The 22,180-nt window shown below is 69.4% G+C and carries 23 protein-coding genes and 1 pseudogene; 14 read left to right on the top strand and 10 right to left on the bottom strand.

Features of this window, described 5'->3' with window-relative positions:
* The first annotated feature begins 13 nt into the window (after positions 1-13).
* The 3 genes from OG718_RS02805 to OG718_RS02795 are packed head-to-tail and all read left to right on the top strand — an operon-like array spanning position 14 to position 3,072.
* The gene (locus OG718_RS02805; protein ID WP_328843073.1) at positions 14-1,078 is read left to right on the top strand and encodes a glucose-1-phosphate thymidylyltransferase; all 1,065 of its coding nucleotides are present in this window, start codon (positions 14-16) and stop codon (positions 1,076-1,078) included.
* A complete protein-coding gene (gene rfbB / locus OG718_RS02800) occupies positions 1,075-2,058 on the top strand; it encodes a dTDP-glucose 4,6-dehydratase (protein ID WP_328843072.1) in 984 nt (327 codons plus the stop codon). The genes OG718_RS02805 and rfbB overlap by 4 nt, the downstream gene beginning before the upstream one ends.
* 27 nt (positions 2,059-2,085) lie before the next feature.
* Positions 2,086-3,072: an AfsR/SARP family transcriptional regulator gene (locus tag OG718_RS02795; protein ID WP_328843070.1), complete on the top strand. Its 987-nt coding sequence runs from the start codon at positions 2,086-2,088 to the stop codon at positions 3,070-3,072.
* A 220-nt stretch (positions 3,073-3,292) separates the two neighbouring features.
* Here the strand turns inward: OG718_RS02795 and OG718_RS02790 are convergent, their stop codons facing one another.
* Positions 3,293-4,330: a methyltransferase gene (locus OG718_RS02790; RefSeq protein WP_328843069.1), complete on the bottom strand. Its 1,038-nt coding sequence runs from the start codon at positions 4,328-4,330 to the stop codon at positions 3,293-3,295.
* Positions 4,331-4,599: 269 nt separating this feature from the next.
* Here OG718_RS02790 and OG718_RS02785 point away from each other — a divergent pair, with 269 nt between their 5' ends.
* From OG718_RS02785 to OG718_RS02765, 5 genes are read left to right on the top strand one after another with little or no spacing between them, the layout of a single operon-like run.
* Positions 4,600-5,379: an SDR family oxidoreductase gene (locus OG718_RS02785; protein WP_328843068.1), complete on the top strand. Its 780-nt coding sequence runs from the start codon at positions 4,600-4,602 to the stop codon at positions 5,377-5,379.
* 13 nt (positions 5,380-5,392) lie between these two features.
* Positions 5,393-6,616 (top strand): FAD-dependent monooxygenase, encoded by a 1,224-nt coding sequence (locus OG718_RS02780; protein WP_328843067.1) that lies wholly within the window; start codon positions 5,393-5,395, stop codon positions 6,614-6,616.
* Between the two features lie 6 nt (positions 6,617-6,622).
* Positions 6,623-7,408 (top strand): cyclase family protein, encoded by a 786-nt coding sequence (locus OG718_RS02775; protein WP_328843066.1) that lies wholly within the window; start codon positions 6,623-6,625, stop codon positions 7,406-7,408.
* A gap of 5 nt (positions 7,409-7,413) precedes the next feature.
* Complete coding sequence (locus OG718_RS02770; RefSeq protein ID WP_328843065.1) at positions 7,414-8,508, top strand: methyltransferase; 1,095 nt, start codon at positions 7,414-7,416, stop codon at positions 8,506-8,508.
* A gap of 51 nt (positions 8,509-8,559) precedes the next feature.
* Positions 8,560-9,012, top strand: coding sequence for a nuclear transport factor 2 family protein (locus OG718_RS02765; RefSeq protein ID WP_328843064.1), 453 nt, complete (start codon positions 8,560-8,562; stop codon positions 9,010-9,012).
* 63 nt (positions 9,013-9,075) lie between these two features.
* Here the strand turns inward: OG718_RS02765 and OG718_RS02760 are convergent, their stop codons facing one another.
* The 5 genes from OG718_RS02760 to OG718_RS02740 form a co-directional block, all read right to left on the bottom strand.
* Positions 9,076-9,360 carry an antibiotic biosynthesis monooxygenase family protein gene (locus OG718_RS02760; RefSeq protein WP_328843063.1) on the bottom strand — a complete coding sequence of 95 codons (285 nt, stop codon included), beginning with the start codon at positions 9,358-9,360 and terminating at the stop codon, positions 9,076-9,078.
* Positions 9,361-9,395: 35 nt separating this feature from the next.
* Positions 9,396-10,883 carry a class I adenylate-forming enzyme family protein gene (locus OG718_RS02755; RefSeq protein ID WP_328843062.1) on the bottom strand — a complete coding sequence of 496 codons (1,488 nt, stop codon included), beginning with the start codon at positions 10,881-10,883 and terminating at the stop codon, positions 9,396-9,398.
* Positions 10,876-11,805 carry an SRPBCC family protein gene (locus OG718_RS02750; RefSeq protein WP_328843061.1) on the bottom strand — a complete coding sequence of 310 codons (930 nt, stop codon included), beginning with the start codon at positions 11,803-11,805 and terminating at the stop codon, positions 10,876-10,878. Before OG718_RS02750 ends, OG718_RS02755 begins: the two co-directional genes overlap by 8 nt.
* Before the next feature lie 64 nt (positions 11,806-11,869).
* Positions 11,870-12,625 (bottom strand): SDR family NAD(P)-dependent oxidoreductase, encoded by a 756-nt coding sequence (locus OG718_RS02745; RefSeq protein ID WP_328843060.1) that lies wholly within the window; start codon positions 12,623-12,625, stop codon positions 11,870-11,872.
* An 11-nt stretch (positions 12,626-12,636) separates the two neighbouring features.
* Entirely contained in the window at positions 12,637-14,265 is a 1,629-nt protein-coding gene (locus OG718_RS02740) for an FAD-dependent monooxygenase (protein WP_443054874.1), read from the bottom strand.
* Between the two features lie 216 nt (positions 14,266-14,481).
* On the opposite strand from OG718_RS02740, the gene OG718_RS02735 reads away from it, so the two are divergent.
* The 4 genes from OG718_RS02735 to OG718_RS02720 are packed head-to-tail and all read left to right on the top strand — an operon-like array spanning position 14,482 to position 17,754.
* Complete coding sequence (locus OG718_RS02735; protein WP_328843058.1) at positions 14,482-14,682, top strand: hypothetical protein; 201 nt, start codon at positions 14,482-14,484, stop codon at positions 14,680-14,682.
* A complete protein-coding gene (locus OG718_RS02730) occupies positions 14,679-16,199 on the top strand; it encodes an FAD-dependent monooxygenase (RefSeq protein ID WP_328843057.1) in 1,521 nt (506 codons plus the stop codon). The genes OG718_RS02735 and OG718_RS02730 overlap by 4 nt, the downstream gene beginning before the upstream one ends.
* A gap of 5 nt (positions 16,200-16,204) precedes the next feature.
* Positions 16,205-16,810 carry a dTDP-4-dehydrorhamnose 3,5-epimerase family protein gene (locus tag OG718_RS02725; RefSeq protein ID WP_328843056.1) on the top strand — a complete coding sequence of 202 codons (606 nt, stop codon included), beginning with the start codon at positions 16,205-16,207 and terminating at the stop codon, positions 16,808-16,810.
* On the top strand, positions 16,780-17,754 hold the full coding sequence (locus tag OG718_RS02720) for an NAD-dependent epimerase/dehydratase family protein (protein WP_328843055.1): 975 nt from the start codon (positions 16,780-16,782) through the stop codon (positions 17,752-17,754). Before OG718_RS02725 ends, OG718_RS02720 begins: the two co-directional genes overlap by 31 nt.
* Before the next feature lie 23 nt (positions 17,755-17,777).
* On the opposite strand, the pseudogene OG718_RS54315 reads toward OG718_RS02720, so the two are convergent.
* Positions 17,778-17,872 (bottom strand): annotated as a pseudogene (locus tag OG718_RS54315) (IS5/IS1182 family transposase); the annotation flags it as partial.
* 202 nt (positions 17,873-18,074) lie between these two features.
* Between OG718_RS54315 and OG718_RS02715 the strand changes: the two are divergent.
* Positions 18,075-18,413, top strand: coding sequence for a hypothetical protein (locus OG718_RS02715; RefSeq protein ID WP_328848002.1), 339 nt, complete (start codon positions 18,075-18,077; stop codon positions 18,411-18,413).
* Between the two features lie 223 nt (positions 18,414-18,636).
* Here the strand turns inward: OG718_RS02715 and OG718_RS02705 are convergent, their stop codons facing one another.
* Positions 18,637-18,963, bottom strand: a complete 327-nt coding sequence (locus tag OG718_RS02705) for a hypothetical protein (protein WP_328843054.1) — start codon at positions 18,961-18,963, stop codon at positions 18,637-18,639.
* 270 nt (positions 18,964-19,233) lie between these two features.
* Here OG718_RS02705 and OG718_RS02700 point away from each other — a divergent pair, with 270 nt between their 5' ends.
* On the top strand, positions 19,234-19,839 hold the full coding sequence (locus tag OG718_RS02700) for a DnaJ C-terminal domain-containing protein (RefSeq protein ID WP_328843053.1): 606 nt from the start codon (positions 19,234-19,236) through the stop codon (positions 19,837-19,839).
* 252 nt (positions 19,840-20,091) lie between these two features.
* On the opposite strand, the gene OG718_RS02695 is transcribed toward OG718_RS02700, so the two are convergent.
* Together OG718_RS02695 and OG718_RS02690 are read right to left on the bottom strand one after the other, a co-directional pair.
* The gene (locus OG718_RS02695; RefSeq protein WP_328843052.1) at positions 20,092-20,985 is read right to left on the bottom strand and encodes a hypothetical protein; all 894 of its coding nucleotides are present in this window, start codon (positions 20,983-20,985) and stop codon (positions 20,092-20,094) included.
* A gap of 248 nt (positions 20,986-21,233) precedes the next feature.
* On the bottom strand, positions 21,234-22,037 hold the full coding sequence (locus OG718_RS02690) for a transposase family protein (RefSeq protein WP_328843051.1): 804 nt from the start codon (positions 22,035-22,037) through the stop codon (positions 21,234-21,236).
* Positions 22,038-22,180: the final 143 nt, after the last annotated feature.

The following is a 22,180-nucleotide window of genomic DNA, read 5'->3' as shown; positions in this document are numbered from 1 at the left end:
GAAGGTCCAGGTCATGAAAGCGCTCGTGCTTTCCGGCGGTTCAGGAACCCGGCTGCGGCCGATCACTCACACGCTGGCCAAGCAACTCGTGCCGGTGGGAAACAAGCCCGTGCTGTTCCACGGCCTGGAAGCGATCGCCGCCGCGGGGGTGACCGAGACCGCCATCGTGGTGGGCGACACCCGTGCCCAGATCGAGGCCGCCGTCGGTGACGGCTCGCGATTCGGTCTGGACGTCACCTATGTGTGGCAGCGCGAGCCGCTCGGTCTCGCCCACGCGGTGAAGACAGCCCGCGACTTCCTGGGAGAGGACGACTTCGTGATGTACCTCGGCGACAACGTCGTCTTCGACGGCATCACCGACTTCGTGGAGCGCTTCCGGGAGAGCCGACCCGCCGCGCAGATCATGCTGGCCAGGGTCGACGACCCCGGCCAGTTCGGGGTGGCCGAGGTCTCCGCCGACGGAAGGGTGACGGGACTTCAGGAAAAGCCCCGCCGTCCCCGGAGCGACCTCGCCGTGGTCGGGGTCTACCTCTTCAGCGCGGCCGTCCACAAGGCGGTCGCCGAGATCGAGCCCTCGGCCCGCGGTGAGCTGGAGATCACCGACGCGATCCAGTGGCTCATCGACCATGACCTGCGCACGGACGCCGCCGTCATGACCGGCTACTGGAAGGACACCGGCAACGTGCCCGACATGCTCGAGGTCAACCGCCTGGTGCTGCGGGACCTGGAGCCGTCCAACGCCGGGCTGGTCCTCGACAGCGAGATCAGCGGCCGGGTGGTCGTCGGCCCCGGCGCCAGGGTGACCGGTTCCGTGATCGTCGGCCCCGCGGTCATCGGCGCCGGTGCAACCGTCACCAACTCCCGTATCGGTCCCTGCACTTCGATCGCGGAGAACTGCCGCATCGCCGACAGCTGGATCCGCGACTCGATCGTCATGCCCAGGGCCTCGATCACCGGAGTACGGCCCCTGGAGACCTCACTGATCGGACAGGACGTGGAGATCATCCGCACTCCCGAGCCGCCGGGCGCGCACCGCCTGGTCCTCGGGGACCGCAGCCGAGTGCAGATCGCGTCATGAGCGGCCCTCGGATCCTCGTCACCGGCGGCGCCGGATTCATCGGCTCCCACTATGTGCACGCTGTCCTGGCCGGGGACTATCCGGCCTATGCCGGTGCGGAGGTGACCGTTCTCGACAAACTCACCTACGCGGGAAACCCGGCCAACCTGGCTGACGCGCGCTGTGAGTTCGTATGGGGCGATCTCTGTGATCCCGAACTGCTGGCCAAGGTGGTGCCCGGCCACGACGTGGTCATCAATTTCGCGGCGGAATCGCACGTCGACCGGTCCATCGCCGGCTCCGCGGAATTCGTACGGACCAACGTGCTCGGCGTCCAGGCCCTGCTGGAGGCTTGTCTGGAGTCGGGCACACCGCGCGTCGTGCAGGTCTCCACGGACGAGGTGTACGGCTCGATCGACTCCGGATCGTGGGACGAGGACGCTGCTCTGCGGCCCCGGTCGCCGTACGCGGCGTCCAAGGCCGGCGGCGACCTGGTGGCCCGCGCCTACGCGGTCACCCATGGTCTGCCCGTTTCGATCACCCGGTGCGGCAACAACTACGGGCCCCGGCAGTTCCCCGAGAAGGTCATCCCGCTCTTCATCACCAGGTTGCTCGACGGCAGGAAGGTGCCCCTCTACGGGGACGGGGGCAACGTACGCGACTGGGTGCACGTCGAGGACCACTGCCGTGGCGTGCAGCTCGTCGCCGAACGCGGAGCGCCCGGGGAGGTCTACCACATCGCCGGCACCGCCGAGCTGACCAACCGTGAGCTGACGGGGCGTCTGCTGGCGGCGTGCGGCCGCGACTGGGACATGGTGCGGTACGTCGCCGACCGCAAGGGCCATGACCGCCGCTACAGCCTCGACGACAGCAAGCTGCGTGTGCTCGGCTTCGCCCCTCGGATCTCCTTCGACGAGGGACTGGCCGAGACTGTTCGCTGGTACGCAGGTCACCCTGAGTGGCGTATCAGTCAAAGCGTCGATCAAGAAGAGGAGTATTGATGTAACCCACAGTGTTCATGGCTGATCATGATGCCGGGGTCGCATAGGCGGGGCACCTGCACGTGTGCATGTAGATCGCAAAAACATGTGCAAGGCTCCATTTTGGCCGCCTTCTCGGTGATATTGTCAGTCGACTCGGATTGCCTTAGCAGCACTGACTGCGGGGGTAAGTTGTTTTTGGCCATCCTGGGGGTAAGCAAGATGAAGCTCGGCGTTCTCGGCACTTTAACCATCAATGATGTCGAAGTGGCAGAAATACTGACGGCACCCAAGCCTCGTAGTGTCCTTGCGATGCTGATGCTCGAGCCCGGCCGTGCGGTGTCCACCGCATCGCTGATCCAGGAGCTCTGGGACGAGCGCCCACCACGCAGCGCGTCCACGACGCTCCAGACGTACGTGCTCCAACTGCGTCGCATGTTCCGCGACATCTCACCGACGGTCGGGCAGCCCCCGTCGGACGCGCTGGTCACTAGAGTGCCGGGGTACCTGCTGCAGGCGGACCACACCGAACACGACCTCAGCGCGTACGAGGCGTTGGTCGAGCAGGGCCAGAAGGTCCTGGAGCAGGGTGACAGCGAGCGGGCCGAGGAACTGCTCTCGCGTGCGCTCGAACTCTGGCGGGGAGCCCCGCTGAGCGACGTCAGGCCCGGACCGCTCCTGTACCCGCAGATCTGTGGGCTCGAGGAGAGCCGTCTGGCGGCGACGGAGATGCGTATCGAGGCCAACCTGCGGCTCGGCCGGCATCGTGAGGTACAGAGCGAACTGACGGTTCTGATCGGCAGTTACCCCCTCCACGAGGGGATCCGGGTCAAGCACATGCTGGCCCTGTTCCGGGCCGGCCGGCTGTCCGCCGCGCTCGACTCGTTCCACCAGTACCGGCACCGGCTGGTGACCGACCTGGGCCTCGAACCGTCCCCACGGATACGGGGTCTCCAGCAGGCGATGCTCTGCTTCGACCCCATGGCCGACTCGCTGGCGATTCTCGACCGCGTCGCGTCCGGTGTTTCTCGATGAATATTCCATGAGAGAAGAACCGGAATGAATAACTCATCCGGTGATAAAGATCGAATGCAGGTGTCGAACTGTTGCCGGTCCCGGGATTGTGCCCGCATGTTCTATCCGGCGTAATGGATCACGCGCTCGCACTTCCTGCTCGAAGTGGGAAAGAGCATCGGACGCACTCCGCCCGGGGCCGGAAACCCTGGACGGAGAGTCACGGTCCGTTCCGGCGCCGTCAACGGGTGATGCCGGGGACGTCGGGCACACGGCTGTCGATCATGTGCAGATAAGGGCCCACCGGCCGTACGTCGGTGACGGTGAGACCTGCCTCCCGCACCAGGCGCAGCAGACTCTGCCGCAGATGCTTCCTGCCGTCGACGTTGAGCAGCAGCAGGAGATCCATCGCCGTGGTGAACCCGGTCTCCGGGCTCCCGTCGACCAGGTTCTCCACCACGACGACCCGTCCGCCAGGGCGGGCCGAGGCGGCCACATTGCGCAGCGCGGCCACGGTGTTGGCGTCGTCCCACTCCAGGACGTTCTTGAGGATGAAGACGTCCGCCTCGATCGGCACCGACTCGCGGCAGTCGCCCGCCACCAGCCGGCAGCGGTCGCCGAGCTCACCGTCGGCCCGCAGTCTCGGGTCGACGTCGGTGAGGACACCCGGCAGATCGAACAGGGCGCCTCGCAGTGACGGGTCGCGCTCCAGGACCGTCGCGACGAGGTCGCCGTGACCGCCCGCGACGTCCACCACGGTGAGGTCGCCGTTCAGGTCGAGCGCTTCCGCGATCGCGTCCGACGAGAGCCGACTGGCTTGTGTCATGGCCCGGTTGAAGACTTCGGCGGACTCCGGCGCGTCCTCGTAGAGGAACGTGAAGAAGTCCTTTCCGTGAACCTCGCTGAAGCCGCCCTTGCCGGTGCGCACGGCATCGGCGAGGCGCGGCCACACGGTCCACGTCCAGGGCTCGGTGGCCCACAGGACCATGTCGCGCAGGCTGCGCGGGGTGTCGGTGCGCAGCAGTCGGGAGACCGGTGTGTGCGCGTAGCCGTCGTCCTGGGCGGCGAAGACGCCCTGTGAGCTGAGCGCGCGCAGCAGCCGGTCCAGCGTGCCCGGTTCGGCGTTGATCGCGCGCGCCAGTTCGGCGGCGGAGGCGGGTTCCTCGCCGAGCGCATCGGCGACACCCAGCTGCGCCGCGGCGCGGAGCGCGGCAGCGTGGCCGGCGGCGAGGGCGAGTCGGCGGAGGTTCGTCACGGCTTCGAGAGCGGGAGCTGTCATGACCGAAAGCATCGTCAACTCCCCTGGACCGCAGCTCGACCGCCGGTCGAAGCCGCCGTCGGCCCAGGACCGCCCACAGCCGGAGTCCGGCTGTGCGCCACCGGTCGGGAGGAAAATCCGGGCACCGGGGACCGCCTTGCCGGGTGCTCCGGCCCGGCTCCAGCAGCGATCGACCGTCCTGCGGCACGGTGACGGGACTTGACCCACCCGCGGGGGCCCGTGTGTGGGAAGCGGCCCGCGGCGGCCCGGACAGCGAGGGGAACAGCACCGTGTCGAAACCGCACACGAGCAGCGACGTCCAGCCACTGCCAGGTCTCAAGGGCAAGAGCGCCCTTGTCATCGGCGGCACCCGAGGCGTCGGCCGAGCCGTCACCGAGAAGCTCGCCGCTTCGGGCTGCGACGTCATCGCCACGTACGCCCACTCGGTGCCGGACGCCGAGATGCTTCTCGCGGACCTCCAGGACACGCCGGGAAGCCTCGTCACGATACGTGGTGACGCACGCCGTGCCTCGACCCTGCCCGAGTTGATGCGCGAGGTGCGCGAGCGGCACGGCCACCTCGACGTCCTCGTGCACTCGGTCGCCTCGGCGCACCCCATGCCGACACTCGGCATGCGCCTGACCGACGTGTACGCCGACATGGCGACCGCGCTCGTGCCGCTCGCAGCGTCCGCGGGACCGGCCTCCGACCTGATGCCCGAGGGCGGCCGGATCATCGTCGTGTCGGCGAGCGTCGCCCGCGGCGTGGCTCCCCATCTGGTCAGCCTGGGCGTAGCCAAGGCAGCCCTGGAGAGCCTCGTCCGGTTCGTGGCCGTGGAACTGGCCGACCGTGGTGTGACGGTCAACGCGGTCTCCGCCTCCAAGCTCGACAAGGGAGCGGGGACCACGCGCCCGGAGGTAGCCCGCGCGATCGGTGCGCGCACCCCCGCGGGGCGGCTCGCGACCCCCCGGGACGTCGCGGACACCGTGGCGCTGCTCTGCCTGCCCGAAGCCCAGTGGATCACCGGCCATGTGGTCTCGGCCGACGGCGGCCTCGGCCTGCTGGCCTGACAAGGAGACCGACATGGAAGAGTCGACAGATGTCTGCGTGGTCGGCGGCGGCCCGGCTGGTATGACCCTTGCTCTCCTGCTGCTGCGATCCGGAGTGCGCGTCACCGTTGTGGAGCGCAGTTCCTCCCTCAGCCGCGAATACCGCGGCGAGATCCTGCAGCCCGGCGGTCTCGCCGTGCTCGACGAGATCGGCGTCCTCAAGGGCGCGACGGACCGAGGCGCGCACGTCCTGGACCGGTTCCGGCTCGTGGAGCGCGGCCGGGTCCTGATGTCCTTCGACTACCGCAGGCTGCCGCCGCCGCACAACTACCTGCTCAGCCTGCCGCAGGACCACCTGCTCGCCGAACTCCTCGACAGGTGCCATGACTTCCCGGGCTTCCGCTACCACGTGGCAAAGGTCAACGGACTGGTCCGCGAGGGTGGCGTGGTCCGCGGCGTCCGAGCCAAGGCTCAGAACCTCGTACACACCGTGCGAGCCGCCTGTGTGGTGGCGGCCGACGGACGGCACTCGCAGGTCCGCCGGCTCGCGGGAATCGACCACGTCCGCCAGGACGTCTTCGACCAGGACGTCGTCTGGTTCCGGCTGCCCGGCGAGGAGCGCCTCGGCGAGGTCATGGTGAACCGCGCGGGCGGCAACCCCGTGCTTGCGTACGACTCGCACCCGGGCGCCGTCCAGATGGGCTGGACCCTGCCCAAGGGGGAGTGGAAGCGGCTCGCGCCGCTCGGTATCGAAGAGGTGCGCCGACGTATCTCCGCGGCGACCCCGCAGTTCGCGGACCGTGTGGAACAGGCGCTGCGGAGTTTCGCCGACGTCTCGTTGCTCGACGTGTTCGGTGCGTCCGCCCAGCGGTGGACCGACGACGGACTCGTCCTCATCGGTGACGCCGCGCACACCCACGGCCCGCTCGGTGCCCAGGGCATCAACCTCGCGGTGCAGGACGCGGCGCTGCTCCACCCGATCCTGGTCGCCGCCGTCGACGACGGCGACACGAGCGCGGCACGACTCGGCGAGTTCGAGGAGATCCGCCGGCCGCACATCAACGCCGTGATGAAGTTCCAGGCCGTCCAGAGCCGGATGATGCTCTCCGCCGACAGCCTGGCCACCTTCCTGCGCCCCAAGCTCGCCCGTGTCGTCATGCACACACCGATCGGTACCAAGTTCACCCGGCGGATCGCTTTCGGAGCACCGGGCATCCGCGTCGCCAGCAATCTCTTCACCGCCAACCAGAAAGAGTGATCGCCGATGAGACTGGTCGACCTGTCGTCTCCCGTCGACGCCCAGGGCTGGGAGCCCGAACCGGTGACCCACGAGGTGATCACGCCGGCCGAGGGCGCCCGGCACATGGCTTCGGAGATGCGCGAGCACTTCGGTATCGACTTCGACCCGAGCGTCCTCGACGACGGTGAACTGCTGTCGATCGACACGCTGCGCCTCACCACCCACACCGGCACGCACATCGACGCGCCCGCTCACTACGGCACCCGCGCCTCCTACCGCGAGGGACCGCCGCGCACCATCGACGAACTCCCTCTGGAGTGGTTCCACCGCCCCGCCGTCGTCCTCGACCTCACGGACGCGGAACCCGGCGTGGTCGGCGCCGACCGAATCCGGTCGGAACTGGACCGCACCGGCGTCGAGCCCGCGCCGTTGGACATCGTGCTGCTGCACACGGGGGCGGACCGGTGGGCCGGTACGGAGAAGTACTTCACGAACTTCGCCGGTCTCGACGGACCCGCCGTGCACCTCCTGCTCGACTACGGGGTGAAGGTCATCGGCACCGACGCCTTCAGTCTGGACGCGCCCTTCGGCGACATACTGCGCCGCTACCAGCGGACCGAGGACCGGTCCGTACTGTGGCCCGCCCACTTCGCCGGACGCGACCGCGAGTTCTGTCAGATCGAGCGCCTCGCCAACCTGGACCGGCTGCCTCGGCACGGCTTCACCCTGTCGTGCTTCCCCGTGAAGATCGCCGGGGCCGGGGCCGGATGGACCCGGGCGGTCGCTTTCATCGACGACAACGAGGGCTGACGGACATGACCCACGAGACACAGGCCCACACCGACGAACGTCGGGAGAGCGCCGAGGCGGCCGTGGCGGCGTACTCCTTCGTCGACCAGCCCGGCATCTCCCTCCGCCAGCGGCTCATGCTCCTCGCCAACGGCCAGCGGTTCTCCGCGGTCGTCTACGCGCTGGCCGAACTAAACATCGCGGACCAACTGGTCAAGGGGCCTCGCACGGTCGGAGAACTGGCCGACACGGTCGGCGCCGACGAGGCGGCGCTCTATCGGATGCTGCGCTGCGCCGCGCTCCTGGGTGTGTTCCGGGAGACCGAGGGCCGGCGGTTCACGCTCACCCCCCTCGCCGAAGGGCTGCGCACCGATCTGCCCGACGGGGTGCGGGACGCCGTCCTCCTCGACGGATCCGGCTTCTTCTGGGGCGCGTTCGGGTCGATCCTGCACGCGGCACGGACCGGACGTCCCGGTTTCGACGCGGCGAACGGAATGTCCTTCTGGGAGTATCTCCAGGGCAACCCGGAGGCCGGCGGGGTCTTTGACGACGCTATGACCACCATCAGCCGCCGACTGGGCGGCCTCTACCTGGACCGGGTGGACTTCTCGCGGTTCCCGGTCCTCGCCGACGTCGGCGGCGGACGTGGCTACTTCCTCGCCGAAATCCTCCGCCGCAACCCGGGCATGCGGGGCGTGCTGTTCGACCGTCCCCAGGTCACCGGCACAGCGGGAGAGCTGCTGGCCGAACGCGAGGTGGCCGACCGCGTCGAGGTCGTCGGGGGCGACTTCTTCACCGACCCGGTTCCGTCCGGCTGCGACGCGTACGTCCTCAAGACCGTGCTGCACGACTGGCCCGACGAGAAGGCCGTGGCGATCCTGCGCCGTGTGCGCGAGGCGATCGGCGACTCCGAGGGTCGGCTGCTCGTCCTCGAGCAGGTCGTGGCGCCCGGCAACACCTGGGACACCGCCAAGTTCTTGGACGTGGACATGCTGGTGGTGATGGGCGGCCGCGAGCGCAACCTCGACGAGTGGCGCGGGCTGCTCACCGCCGGCGGATTCGAGCTGGACTGCGAACCGGCCATCGGCGACTGGGCGGTGCTGGAGTGCAGGCCCGGCTGACACCTCCTCCCGAGAACTCCATCAGCACGCCGATCAAGAAGGCAGGACCGCATGACCGACACCACACTTGAACCGGCACCCGCACAGGAAGCGCTCTATGTCGAAGTACAGCAGTTCTACGCCCGCCACATGCAACTCCTCGACAGCGGCAGGGCGGACGAGTGGGCCCGGACCTTCACAGAGGACGGGGAGTTCGCTCCGGAACACCGGCCCGAACCCGTCGTCGGACGCGCCGCGCTCGCCCAGGCCGTACGCTCCACCCACGAGGCACTGGTGGCCGAGGGCGAGGTGCGCCGGCATTGGCACGGCATGGTCGCGGTGGAGCCCGCGGCCGACGGTTCGCTGCACGTGCGGTGTTACGCGCTCATCATCGGCACGGTGGTGGGAGGCGACCCGCAGGTGAGGATGAGCTGCGTGTGCGAGGACGTCCTCGTCCGTGAGGCGGGCGAGCTCAAGGTGAGCCGCCGGCGTGTCACCAAGGACGGGGTGAGCGCGCCCGGGTGAGACCGAACGGCACGTCGAGAGGGGCCCCGGGAGAACCTCTCGGGGCCCCTCTCGATGGTGACGTCAGTGGCTCTCGACCGCGCTGTAGAGATCCGCGTCCGGCGTGGCCAGGCCCGCCAGACCGCGTACGCGGTTGCGGAACTCCTCGCTCTGCACGGCCTTCTTGTGCGAGTCGGCGTGGTCCCAGTGGGCGGTCTCCACGAAGATGTTCGGCTTGCTGAGTGAGCGGTACACCTCGTGGCTGATGAAGCCCGGTTGGGCCTGCATGTAGGCGCTGACCTCGGCGATGGCGCGGCGGAATGCGTCGACTTCGCCGGTCACCGTGAACTTGTTGATCAGGGTCACCATGTCGTACTCCTCCGTTGGGTCGTTGCGGGCGGAGATCAGTCGCCGGTCGCGATCAGATCGTCGAAGAGGCGGCGCAGATCCTGGCGACGGATCTTGCCGCCGCCGGAACGGGCGATCTCGTCGACCGCCCGGATGTGCCGGATGTGCTGGTAGTACGGGAGGCCGGAGTTGACGTCCGCGGCGATCGCGTCGAGCGTCTCCTGTCCCTCGCCGCTACGGGTGACCACGAGGGCGGCCGCCACGCCACCGCTGAACCGGTCCGGGTGGTCGACGACCGCGCAGTCCGTGACGTCGGGGTGGCCGAGCAGCACGCGCTCGATCTCCTGCGGCGACACCAGCCAGTTGTCGCACTTGAAGACGTCCTTGAGCCGGTCGACGACGAAGAGACAGCCGTCCTCGTCGACCTGGCCGACGTCACCGGTGGCGAACCACCCCTCGGAGTCCAGGGCCGCGCCGTCGGGTTCACCCAGGTAGCCCTTCATTAACTGTGGGCCGCGCACCTGTATCTCGCCCCGCTCGCCCGACCCGAGCGCCTTGCCCGTGGTGAGATCCACGATCCGGCACTCGGTGAGGGGCACCGGCGGTCCGCAGGAGCCCTCCTTGGGACGGGTACGGCTGCCGCAGTGGGTCATCGGCGCGGTCTCCGCGAGTCCGTACCCCTGGAGCACCGGAATTCCGAAGTGTTCACCGAGTGCCCGGGCCGCCGGGACGGGCAGTGCGGAACCGCCGGAGAAGACGGCCTCCACGGTCTCCAGCCGCAGGTCCGCCAGGTCCGGACGCACCGCGAGACGGCTGAGCCGCATCGGCAGGCTGTAGTAGCGCGTGGCACGTGCCTCGTTCGCCGTCCGCAGGGACGCGGCCAGGTCCGGGTCGGTGGCCAGGACCTGCTCGGCGCCGGCGAACAGCGCCGAGTTGAGGTGCATCGGATGGTAGGTGGGCAGGTGGTTGAGTGTCACCGAGCTGCTGTCCAGACCGTGCGCGTGCACCGTCTGCGCCGCGTTGACCGCCAGGTTGCGGTGTGTCTGCCGCACGCCCTTCGGGGCGCCGGTCGTGCCGCTGGTGAAGTGTACGGAGGCGACGTCGTCCGGCCCGGCCGCCGGTACGTCCGCTGACGGCTCGGCGTCCCACAGCGCCCGGTCCCCGAGGTCGAGCGCGGGCACCCCGTCGCCCAACTGCTCCGCGATCTCCGGTGTGGTGAGCACCAGGCCGGCCCCGCTCGCGGCGACGAGCCGGGCCAGGCCCTCCGCGCGCAGGAGGGGATTGACCGGTACGACGACGTTGCCCGCGCGCAGGGCCCCGAAGTACGCCACGGCGAAGTCGGGGTGGAGGACGGAGGTGATCGCGACGACCGCGCCGGGTCCGCCCGCCAGGCTCCTGATCCGCGTCGCGCAGCCGCCCACCCGGCGTTCCAGCTCGGCGAAGGTCAGCGAGTCGCCGCGGTCCGTGCGAACGGCAACACCGTCGGGATCGGCCACGGAGGCCTGGCGGGTCAGGTCGTCCAGACGAGCGACGGGCTCACGCACGCGCCTGCTCCTCGGCGAACTCCTTGGCGATCCGCAGATTGGTCATGGAGTTGGTGCTCAACGCCTGGCGCAGATAGCGGCGGGCGGCCTCGACCGTGGTGCCCTCCCCGAGGATCGACAGCATCGAGCGCTTGATGACGGCGACATGCCGCGACTCGACGATGATCCCCTCGCGGGTCGGCGTGAACAGCCAGTGCCCGGTGTGCGCGTCCAGCAGGGCGGGCAGCCCGATCTGCTTGTAGACGATCTTCGAGTGGGGGAAGCAGATCCGCACCGAGCGCGTCGTGTGTGGCGCGCCGTCGGACGTCGTGGTGTCCATGTCGAAGAACTGGATGCCCGGCATGTCCTCCGTCATGTCGATACGGGAGACGTGGGCGAGCCGCTCGGGCCAGCGGTCGGCCTCGTAAAGGATCTTGTACGCGTCCTCCGCGGACCCCGCGGCGAACAGCGGATCGCGGAAGTCGACGACCAGGTCCGCGAGCTCCGACCGGTTTCCGGCCCCGAACGCCACCGTGGACAGCAGATCGGAGCGGGCGCTCTCGGCCCGGGCCACGGCCTCGGAGCCGGTGAGCGCGCTGGTGTCCTGCCTCAGCTCGATCTCGGTCTTGTCGTCCGAGACCGCGCGCAGGATCCACTCGCCGCGCACCCCGGCCAGGGTGGACTCGGGGGCGTCCTCGAAGGCGATCCGCAGGCCGTCGGCGTCGAAGGTGCGGTGCTGGATGCGGGACCACACCCGCTCGTCCTCGGTGATGGTCCACACCGTCACGGAGTCCTGTGCCGGCCCGGTGATGTCCCGCTCGGCGTACACGATGGCGGGAGAGAGGTAGTGGAGCGGATCGGTGTCGGCGATCAGGTCGAGGACGACCTTGGCTGGGGCGTCGACGACGACCGAATCGCCCAGGGGAGCTTGGGTGTTGACCACTGGTGTTCCTTCCACGGTGAGTGCGGGCAGGCGGCCCGCGGCGAGGGACCGTGCGCGGGTGGGGTCACCCGCGTCCGACCAGGGAGACCAGCTCGCCGGTGATGTTCTCGTTGGCCGCCGAGCTGTAGAAGACGACAGCCCTGGCGACTTCCTCAGGAGTGCCGAGGCGGCCGGTGGGCATCGAGGCGGCCGCTCTCTCGAGGACGGCCGAGGGGAGGTGGTGCAGGGCGCCCTCTGTCGTGGTCAGCCCCGGGCTGACCACGTTGACGAGGACACCGTCGGGCCCGACGGCGCGGGCCAGGCTGAGCGCGAAGCCGTGCAGCGCCGACTTGGCCGCCGTGTAGACCTCCTGCCCCTCCTGTCCCCTTGCCGCCAGGTGCGAGGAGATCAGTACGATCCGGCCGTGGCCGCGTCGGCGCATTCCGGAGAGCGCGGTCTGCACGGTGCGCAGTGTCGCGGTCAGGTTGTCGTCGATGAGGGCGGCCCAGACCACTGGGTCGAGGTTCTCGAAGCAGGAGCCGGGGGGGCCCGTGGGCCTACGCACGGCGTTGGCGACGAGCACGTCGACGGCGCCGAAGCGCTGCTCCACGGCTGGCACGAGCGCGTCCACGTCGGCGCGGTGGGCCAGGTCGTAGCGGACGGCCAACGCACGCTCCGGGCCGCCGAGTTCGCGTACGAGAGCCGCTGCCCGGTCCTTCGAGTCGGTGTACGTCAGAGCGACCCGCGCGCCTTCCGCGGCGAAGGCGCGCACGGTGGCCTCGCCGATTCCGCGGGTTCCTCCGGTGACGAGGGCGACCTGGTCCGTCAGTCCGAGATCCATCACACTGCTCCTCAGGCGGGCGAGGCGAGCGGCAGCCGGCCGAGCGCGGCGGACAGCGCGGCGGTCGACAGGGCAGGGCCGCGGGCGAGGACGTAGCCGTCGGGGCGGACCAGGAGCCAGCCTCCGGGCGCGAGACCCAGCCGGTCCGCGACCCGCCCGTCACTGTCGGGAATCACCTCCGGGTCCGTGGCCGACTGCGCCTCGATGACGCTGAACGTTGACAGCCAGGCCCTGTGGTCGTCCCGCGCCTGGCGGACCGCCTCCTCGACGGCCGAATCGTCCGGTGCCGGGGCCGACAGCAGCAGCCAGCCGGGTCGGCGCAGCGCGGCGAGAAGCGCCGGCCAGCCAGCGCCCGTCAGGTCGGAATCGGTGACCTCGGTGAGCCGTGTTCCCGGGCGGGGGCCCGCACCGCCCTGCCCGTCCGGCGCGGTCAGTGCGCGATCCGCGTACGAGAGCAGCAGGCCGGACATCCCGCCGAGCATCTCCCGTTGCATCCGCTTGCGGACGGGGGCGACGCGGCTGACCACTCCGAAGATCACGGGCAGCGCCAGGTCCGTGAACCGGCTGCGCAGCTCGATCATCTGAGTGGCCTTCCTGGTGGACTCCAGGAGCGCTTCACCCACCGGCACCCGCTCGCTCGTGTAGCTGTCGAGCAGTTCTTCGCGGGCATGGCCGTCGATCACCATCGTTAGCTTCCATGCGAGGTTGACGGCCTCCTGGATGCCGGTGTTCATGCCCTGTCCGGAGGCCGGGCTGTGCACATGGGCGGCGTCGCCCGCGACCAGGCACCGGCCGACCCGCATGCCGGGGACCATGCGCTGCTGGGCCGTGAAAACCGACACCCATGTGGGTGTGCCGATGCGCACCTGGTGCCCGACGCCCTGGCTGAGCTTGCGCTCGAAGCGCGCCGCGAGACGGTCGGGGTCGCCGTCGTAGTCGGTTTCGGCGGTGTCGAGCAGCCGCCACCGGTCGTCGGCGAGCGGGACGGCCATCAGCGTGCCACCTCGGGAGCGTACCCAGTAGATGCTGTTGGGAGGCAACTCGCTCTTCATCGGGGCATCGGCGAGGAGCCATGTCTGGTTCGCCTCGCCGATCAGCGGGAGATCGAGAGATCGGCGCACGGTGCTGTGACCACCGTCGCAGCCGACCAGCCACGGGGTGCGGACGGTCTCCCGGCGGCCGTCGGCATGGCTCAGCTCGACCGTCACACCGTCGTCGTCGCGTGCGACCCGCTCCAGGCGGGTGCCCCACTCCGGGACCACGCCGAGGCCGACGAGAGCGGTGCGGAAGACGTCCTCCGTCGCCGTCTGCTCGATGGCCAGAGTGAACGGGTAGCGGGTCGGCATCGTCGAGTAGTCGGCGTCCAGCCGGGCGAGCCGACGGCCGTCCTGGAACAGTGTGAAGGCCCTGATCTCCCGGCCCCGCTCAAGCATCTCCTCGACCAGACCCATCTGGTCGTACACTTCCAGCGTGCGCGGGTGCGTGGCGACAGCACGACTGGTGGTCGCGGGCGCGTCCTTGGCGTCGATGAGACGCAACGGGACACCACGGCGGGCGAGTTCGTGCGCCAGGGCGAGCCCCACCGGGCCGGCCCCTGCCACAAGTACCTGGGGGGTGCGGGTTCCTCTCGTCACTGTCATCCGATCCTCTGCTGCCAGCGGTCTGCCCCACGGGCGGCCGGCCCGTGGGGAGGGACTGAGCCTGTGCCGGAACCCCGGCCTCGGACGCGGGGCTCCGGCCCGGCCTCAGGCTCGTGCACCGTCCTGGAGTCCTCCTCGACTCGCGGTCGACGCCCCGCCCGGCTGATCGACGGGTTCTCCACTCGGCCTTGAGGAGCCCCCGGAAGGGTGAGAGCCATGCGCAGTGCCAGGTACGACTTCGACTTCGCCCGCAGGCTCGGCCGCCGCTTCGGACGGGGCCTGTGCGAACGGCTGGCGGGCCTCTGTCTGGTCAGCGGTCCGGTGGCACCGGACCCGCCCCTGCTCGACAACCAGCCGCGCCCGCCGACCTACGGGGACAACCGGAACACGCCGAACAGGGACAAGGAGGTTCGATGAACACCGATGTCGTCGTGGTGGGAGGCGGTCCGGTCGGCCTGATGCTCGCCGCCGAACTGCGGCTCGGGGGCGCCCGCGTGGTCCTCCTGGAGCGGCTGACGGAGCCGAGTGGACACTCCAGGGCCTTCCGCATGCAAGCCCGGATGCTGGACGTACTGGACCAGCGGGGGCTGCTTGGCCACTTCATGGAGGGCAACCGCACCTGGCCCAAGGCACACTTCGCCGGCCTGGAACCACTGCTCGACTTCGGGTACCTGCGCAACGAGCATCCGTACGCGCTACTCATCCCGCAGGCGCGTACGGAGGAACTCCTGGAGAAACACGCCCTGTCGTGCGGTGTCGAGATCCGCCGCGGGCACACGGTGACCGGGATCGAGGCCACACCGGCCACCGTCGTCTGCGACGTTTCCACGCGCGAGGGGACGTACCGGATCGGCTCCTCCTATCTGGTCGGCTGCGACGGCGGGCGCAGCACTGTCAGAAAGCTCGCCGGGATCGGCTTCAGCGGCTCGCAACCCACCGTGCGGGCGCTCCTGGCAGACGTGGAGCTGGCCGACCCCGGACAACTGCCCAACGGGGTACCCGGAACTATGCGGACCCCTCGTGGTCTGCTGATGGCGATCTCGCTTCAGCCCGGTGTGACCCGGGTACTCACAACGGAGTTCGCGGCACCGGAGCCCGGAGCCGAACGCACACCTGTGACCCTGGACGAACTGAGCGCGACAGTACGCCGCATCACCGGAATCGACGTCGGCATGGACCGGCCGCGCTGGCTGTCCCGCTTCACCGACACCACCCGGCTCGCGGACACCTACCGCCAGGGCCGGGTGCTCCTCGCCGGAGACGCCGCCCATGTGCACTTCCCGATCGGGGCGCAGGGACTCAACCTCGGCCTCCAGGACGCGGTCAACCTCGGCTGGAAGCTGGCCGGGACCCTCGTAGGCTGGGCACCGCCGGGCCTGCTCGACAGCTACGGCACCGAGCGCCGCCCGGTCGCCGAGCGCGTGCTGCGGGAGACACGGGTGCAGCTCATGATCATGGCCCCCGATCCCAAGGTCGACCCGCTGCGCGAGATGTTCTCGGAACTCCTCGAACTGCCCGAGGTCAACAGCCGTCTAGCACACGAGATGACGGGCCTCGACGTGCGGTACGCCCTGCCCCCCGGCCGTTACGAACACGATCTTCTGGGCCGCCCCTGCCCGCCGCTGGAGCAGGCCGTCGGCGACGAGGTGCGTCGGGGCCTGCGAACCGGGCGCGGCGTGCTCCTCCTGCCAGACGGCCTGGTGGAAGAGGCGGCCGCTCTCGCCGCCGACTGGTCGCACCGCCTGTGTACGGTCCGGACCGGGGATGGACCGGGGCTGCTGCTGCGTCCCGACGGCCATGTGGCCTGGGCGGATCCCGGTGACGGCGTACCGCGCAAGGATGTGCTGCTGGAGCTAGAGGACACTCTGCGGCAGTGGTTCGGCGCCTCAGGTCACAAGATCGCCCGCCGAGCCCTCGACGTCACGAGCGGGTGATCGCGATGCGTACACGCAGGCTCGCCGTCGCCGGCGGTTTCGAGTTCACCCCCGACATCCACACGGACGCACGAGGACTGTTTGTATCGCCCCTCCAGGAGGAGGCGTTCGTCGAGGCGGTCGGGGAACGGTTCGTCACCGCACAGACCAACCACAGCCGCTCCGCGCGGGGCGTGCTGCGCGGACTGCACTTCACGACCACACCGCCCGGACAGGCCAAGTACGTGTACTGCGCCCAGGGGCGTGCACTGGATGCGGTCGTCGACATCCGGCTGGGCTCGCCGACCTTCGGCAAGTGGGATGTCGTCGAGGTGGACGCCGTCTCCTATCGTGCCGTGTACGTCCCCGACGGGGTGGGACACGCCTTCCTCGCGCTCGATGACGACACGGTGATGTCGTATCTGGTGTCCTCCGCCTACCGGGCCGATCTCGAGCAGGCGATCGACCCGCTCGACCCGGCGCTCGGTCTGCCATGGCCGTACGACATGCGGTTCCTTATGTCCGAGCGCGACACGGGCGCCATCGGTGTCGCCGAGGCACAGGCCCTTGGGATGCTGCCACGGTACGAGGACTGCCGTCAGTGGCCCGCGGATTCGGACACCGGCCGGTGAGTCGTGTGGGGCCCGGCCCGCCGACTGTGCGCCGGGTAGCTGTCATCGGGGCCACCGGCTGCATGGGACGCCAGATCGCCAGTGCGTTCGCTGCCCGCGGCACGGAGGTCGTCGCGATCGCCCGCCGGTACACAAGCCATGTGGCCGCCCACCGCTTCCTGGCGCTCGACGCTGCGCACACGTCGAGCGAGCAGCTCGCCCAGCTGCTGGCCGAGGAGCGGGTGGGCGCGGTGGTCAACGCCACGCTCGGCTGGGGCGACGAACTGCATGCCACCAACGTCCAGTTGACCGAGCGACTGGTGGACGCCCTGAGGAGGACGCCGGGTTCACCGCGCCTGGTGCACCTCGGCACGATCCACGAATACGGTCCGGTCCCGCGGGGCACCTCCATCGACGAGAAGGTGCCGCCCCACCCGCAACAGCCTTATCCCGTCTCGAAGCTGATCGCCGCGAGGTTGGTGCTGGACGCTGCGCGAGCGGGGGACTTGGACGGTGTGGTGCTGCGCCTGACCAACACCATCGGCCCGCACCCCGCCGCCGAGAGCTTCTTCGGCTCCCTTGCCGCGCGCCTGCGTGACGACCGGGACACCATCGATCTGACCATCGCCGAGGCGCACCGGGACTACGTCGACTCCCGCGACGCTGCCGATGCGGTGGTGCGCGCGGCCGAAAGCCCCTCCGCCCACGGTGTGTTCAACATCGGGACCGGCCGGGCGCTGGACATCCGGACCCTGGTCGCCGCCCTGGTCCGCGCGGCCGGACGCCCTCCGGAGTCCGTACGCGGGCACCTGGGCGCCATCCGCAGCCGGGGCGCCGACTGGATCCGGGTGGACGGAGCGCGTGCCCAACGGCTGCTCGGCTGGAGCCCGCTGTACTCGCTGGACGCGTCCATGCGGGCGCTCTGGGAGACCGTGCGCACGGAGTCTCCTGACCGTCCACCTTGAGGTTGTCCCGTATGGGATGTCGCTTATCCATTGAGGGCCAGGTTGTGTAGGCGGGCGATGCCGAGCATGGCTTCGTGAACGCGTTGCCCTTGAGTCGGCAGTTGCGCCGAGGCGGCCAGGGCCGTTGGCATCAGCACCCGCGCGGCGCGCGGGCAGCGTCTCGCCGTGCAGGGTGCCCGGCAATCCCTCACACGAACGACCCGGAGGAACTGGGCCGGTGTGCGCTACGCCGGGCTCGGGCGGCGATCCAGTGCTGGAAGGAGTCGTCGGCGAAGGCTTCCACGAGGAGGTCCGCAGCGTGCTCGGGACTGATCCGGGCCGTGGGGGACGAGCGTGCCCGTGACCGGTTCGCCGGCCCCGCGCTTGGAGTTCCCGGCCGGGGCGGGCTTGCGCGGCTTGGCCGGGAGCCGACGGGGGACGAACAGCGCTTCCAGGCGCTCCGGCTCGGTACAGGCGCGCAGGAAGTCCACCCGATCAACCAGTCCCGGGTCGACCGGCCCCGCCAGCGCGGGGTCGAGTTCCGCACGATGAACGTCCGCCACTGGGACCGCATCGTCGCCGCTTGGGTAGCCGGCAACGAGCGCTCCGAGTCGTTGGCGTACTCAGCAGACGTGCCGGCACAACAGGGCTTCGGCGTAGGCGTGACGCCCGGTTCGTGATCATCCGAGGCCGAGGAGTGTGAGGGGCGATGGGGTTACGGGCGTTGTGGCGGAGGCAGGCCGCGATGTTCTTCGCTCCTGCTGTTCGGAGGGCTCCGATGGCGAGGTTGCGCCAGGTGGCCATCGCGCGGGGCGCGTTGCCGGTGCGCACTTGTGAGGCGTCCTCAGCGAAGGTGGTGTCGCGGACGTGGTGCAGGGCTTCGATGCGTCAAGCAGGCTGCGCCTATGAGTTGTCTTCGTCGAGGAGTTTGGCGAAGCGGGGGTGGATGCGGGTGCGTCGCCCGCGCGTCTTGGCGAGGCGTTCTTCGAGTTCGGTGATCTTGTCTGGTGGGGCGTTCATGATCCATCGGTAGGGGTGCCGTGTCTCCTGTCGTCCGGTGAGGTGCCCGTCTGTGATCCATTTGCGGACGGTGCCGAGGGTGCAGCCGAGGTGGGCGGCGAGGTCGCCCAGCCACCACTCGTGTTCCCGGGGCGCTTCGGCCGGGTCGGCCGGCCATGGCCCCGTCTGGGGCGGCAGTGGTCTGCCGTTGCGCTGAAGGATCTGTGCCACGCACGTCTGTCTCGCCCTGCCGCGTCGGGGAGCCGGGGAGACCTCGTGGGGCATCCCGCCTCGGACGCACCTGACCTCTCGCAGCGAAGATTGACCGTTCTCACCGAACATTGAGTGTCTGACTATTTCCAAAAGTAGGGTCTCAACTCGCCCCGGCTGGGATCTGTGGCTGAATGCGGTGTGAACGAGAACCCCTCTCGCTAAGGTGATCGCCCAAGTCTGGTCAACTGCCTCGTTACTGGGGGCTTTCCACTGTGGGGGGACACGCGCGTGAGTCGCGGAGAGGTGGTACTCCAGGCCGCTCGGGCCGCTGCTGCGACCATCCAGCTGGCGTTACAACAACGGCTCCTCGCGGTATACGGACCGGACTGGCTGACTGCCGTGAACGAACGTCGCCGACGGGAAGGCTACAAACCCGGACGAGGCTTGGACGACCACCGGTTTTGCCTGTTCGTGTTCGGCCACGATCCAGCGACGGTGCGTTGGGCGGAGGAGCATTGGCGCCGCAGTGCCCGACAGCTTGGCGCGCTCTCTAACCGCGTCGTGCACGATGAGACGCTCACCCCGGCCGACGAGGACCGGGCACAGTCGATCGCCCGAGCGGTGCATGGCTGGAGCTTCGTTGCCCCTTCGCCTGTCAGCGGTAAGGACGTCACGAGCGAATTGCGAGTGACGGCCTGGAAGGCCGCCTTGGGTGACGTCGTCGAGGTGAGACTGCTCGAGCGCAATGCCAACGGACGGTCGTCCACCGTCAAGGTCCGGCTACCCATCGGTGTCACAAGCGGTCAGCTACTGAGGGTTCCTGGTCGCGGCGCCCCCGGAACGGGAGGTGGGCCTAATGGCGATCTCTTCCTGCGCGTCCGCGTCGAGCCCTGAAAGCCCGATGGGCTGGCGCGCGGTCGACGCTTCCGGCGACCGGACATCACCGACTCGGCAGGCAGCGCGGACGCCCAGGACCGCGGGCAAGATGTACGCCCTGCTTTACCTCATCATCCTTGCTGCTGGGTAGGAGCCCTGCCCGGTGCAGCCGACGCAGGCTCGCATGCGGCATCGACACAACACTCTGACCTGCGCGCTTAACCGTCGGTGGGACGCCCGACTGGTAGGTGGAGTCGGCTTGACAGAGCTCTAGAACCCGTGCGGCCCCGGAAGGCCCGGCGACCCCGGCTCGGAGGGGCCCGGGGCGGGTGGATTGCGCGGAGGATCCAAAGGCGCCGGTGACTGAGGGCCTGCGGGCCCAGGCGCCGAGCCTGTGGTTGTGGGGCCTTCCGGTACCCGCGATAAGCGGCTCTTCCTGCGTGAGGGTTCCCGAAGCGGCGTCGTGGACATGTGGGTATTCCTGGGCGGCAGTGGCGGCGGGGTGGCGGGTTCCGGTGCCGCCGTCGGATGGGACGGTCCGGCGGTGCACGCGTAGTGGCGCAGCGAGTGGGTCAGCTTACGGAGGTGGCGCACGTTGAGGCCGTGTAGGGCCTCACCGATGACGCGGGTCGTGTCGTCGGTGAGGGCCAGAAACGTGGGATGCAGGATGTACTTGCCCAGCTTGACTGCCGCCTCCAGCGTCTTGTCGCCGCGGGCCAGGTCGGTGACGAGGGTGGCGGTCCACCCCTCGGGCGAGGCGTGTGGGAGCACCAAGCGCCCCAGGACGTCGAAGGCGTCGGCCGTCCGGATCTCACCGGGATGCGGGACGTCGTCCCGGCCCGGTACGCCGGGCGCGCCGAGATCGGCCTTCGCCCAACTGTGCGCCCGCACGTGCACGGCGAGAGCGAGAGCGGTACGGACGAATCCCTCCTGCGCCGCGGCCCCGATCGGGGGGTGGCTCGGCATGTCGGGCCCCAGCATCGCTTGTGTCTGCCCCGCCAGCTTGCCGAGGGCCCATGTTTGCCGAGCCGGGACCGGAGGGTTTCGCCGCAGTTCCCGGGCCGCGTCACGGGCGGCCCCCAACACACCGCGGGCCAGCCGGTCGAGGTGCTCAGGTGATGTGGTGGACCACTGATGTGGCCCCGTACGGTCGTTGTCGTCCACGCTGCTTCCCCCTCGCCGGCCGGTCCGACGGTACGAACAGGAAAGGCCGGTAAGCGCAGGATGCCCCGTCCGATGTCGTTGTTCCAGACGTAGTACCGAACACGGCAGTGGCTGGAAGACCAGGACAACTCCGTCAGTCCCAGCATCTACCGATGGCCCCACCAGTGCTGCCGGAACGACGGGGGACGCGACTCCGGACCGCAACCGCCTTCTACGCGATCCGGCACTCAACCTTCAGTGAGCCTCTTTCATCCTGAATAGTCGCTGGTCATGAGTGTGTGGATGGCTTGGACGGTGCGGCTGATGCGGCGGGTGGAGGAGCGTGCTCTGCGCATGATGCGCCAGGACTTGAGCCGGGCGAAGGCGCGTTCGCCGGGGGCTCGGAGCCGGGCGTGGTCGCGGTTGAACTGCTGGTAGTGCTCGGGCTGTTCGCTGTGGTGGTAGTACGGGGTGCGGAAGGTGGCGCCGACGCCCTGGTAGGCGCGGTCCGCCAGCACGAGGATCTGCCGGGTCAGGCAGGCCTGGACGATGCCGTGGGCGCGGGCCGAGGTCAGGTCATGTGTGCGGCCGGGTGCCGCGCGGGAGAACCACAGCGGTGTGCCGTCAGGGCGGGCGATGACCTGCACGTTCATGCCGTGCTTCTTGTGTTTCTGCGAGTAGTACGGCTGATCGGCGCGGACGCGGTCGGTGGGGATCAGCGTGCCGTCAACGATGACGTGGTCGCCCTCACCGAGGCCGGTGAGGGCTTCATGGAGGCCTGGGGCCCAGGAAGCCAGCACCTCCAGGGCCTCGTCCACGTAGCGCCAGGCGGTGGCCTGCGATATCGCGAACCCGGCGCCGAGCTGGGCGAACGTCTCGTTCTTGCGCAGGTGGACCAGCGTGAGCAGTGCCTGGTCGAAGCAGCGGAGCTTCCGCCAGCGGGTGTTACGTGCGCGGCGGTGCTCGTACAGCAGCCAGGCGACGTGCTCAACGAGCTCGTGCGGGACGTCGAGCGTGGCAGGATACGGAACCAACAGGGCCCCTTCGGTCGCCGGTGTGCTGAGTGGAATCACCGCGCCAACGACGAGGGGCCCTGCCTCGTCACCACACCCACTGACCAGCCCATTTCACCCGCCAGTACAGGATGAAAGAGGCTCAGTGAGAATCGCTCAGCGTTCACTGCGACAGGTCAACCGCAGCGGATCTTCCGCCGGAA

It is taken from the genome of Streptomyces sp. NBC_00258, from assembly GCF_036182465.1.
GTDB lineage: Bacteria > Actinomycetota > Actinomycetes > Streptomycetales > Streptomycetaceae > Streptomyces.
The sequence above is the reverse complement of the archived record's forward strand: the minus strand, read 5'-3'. Positions and strand labels throughout refer to the sequence as shown.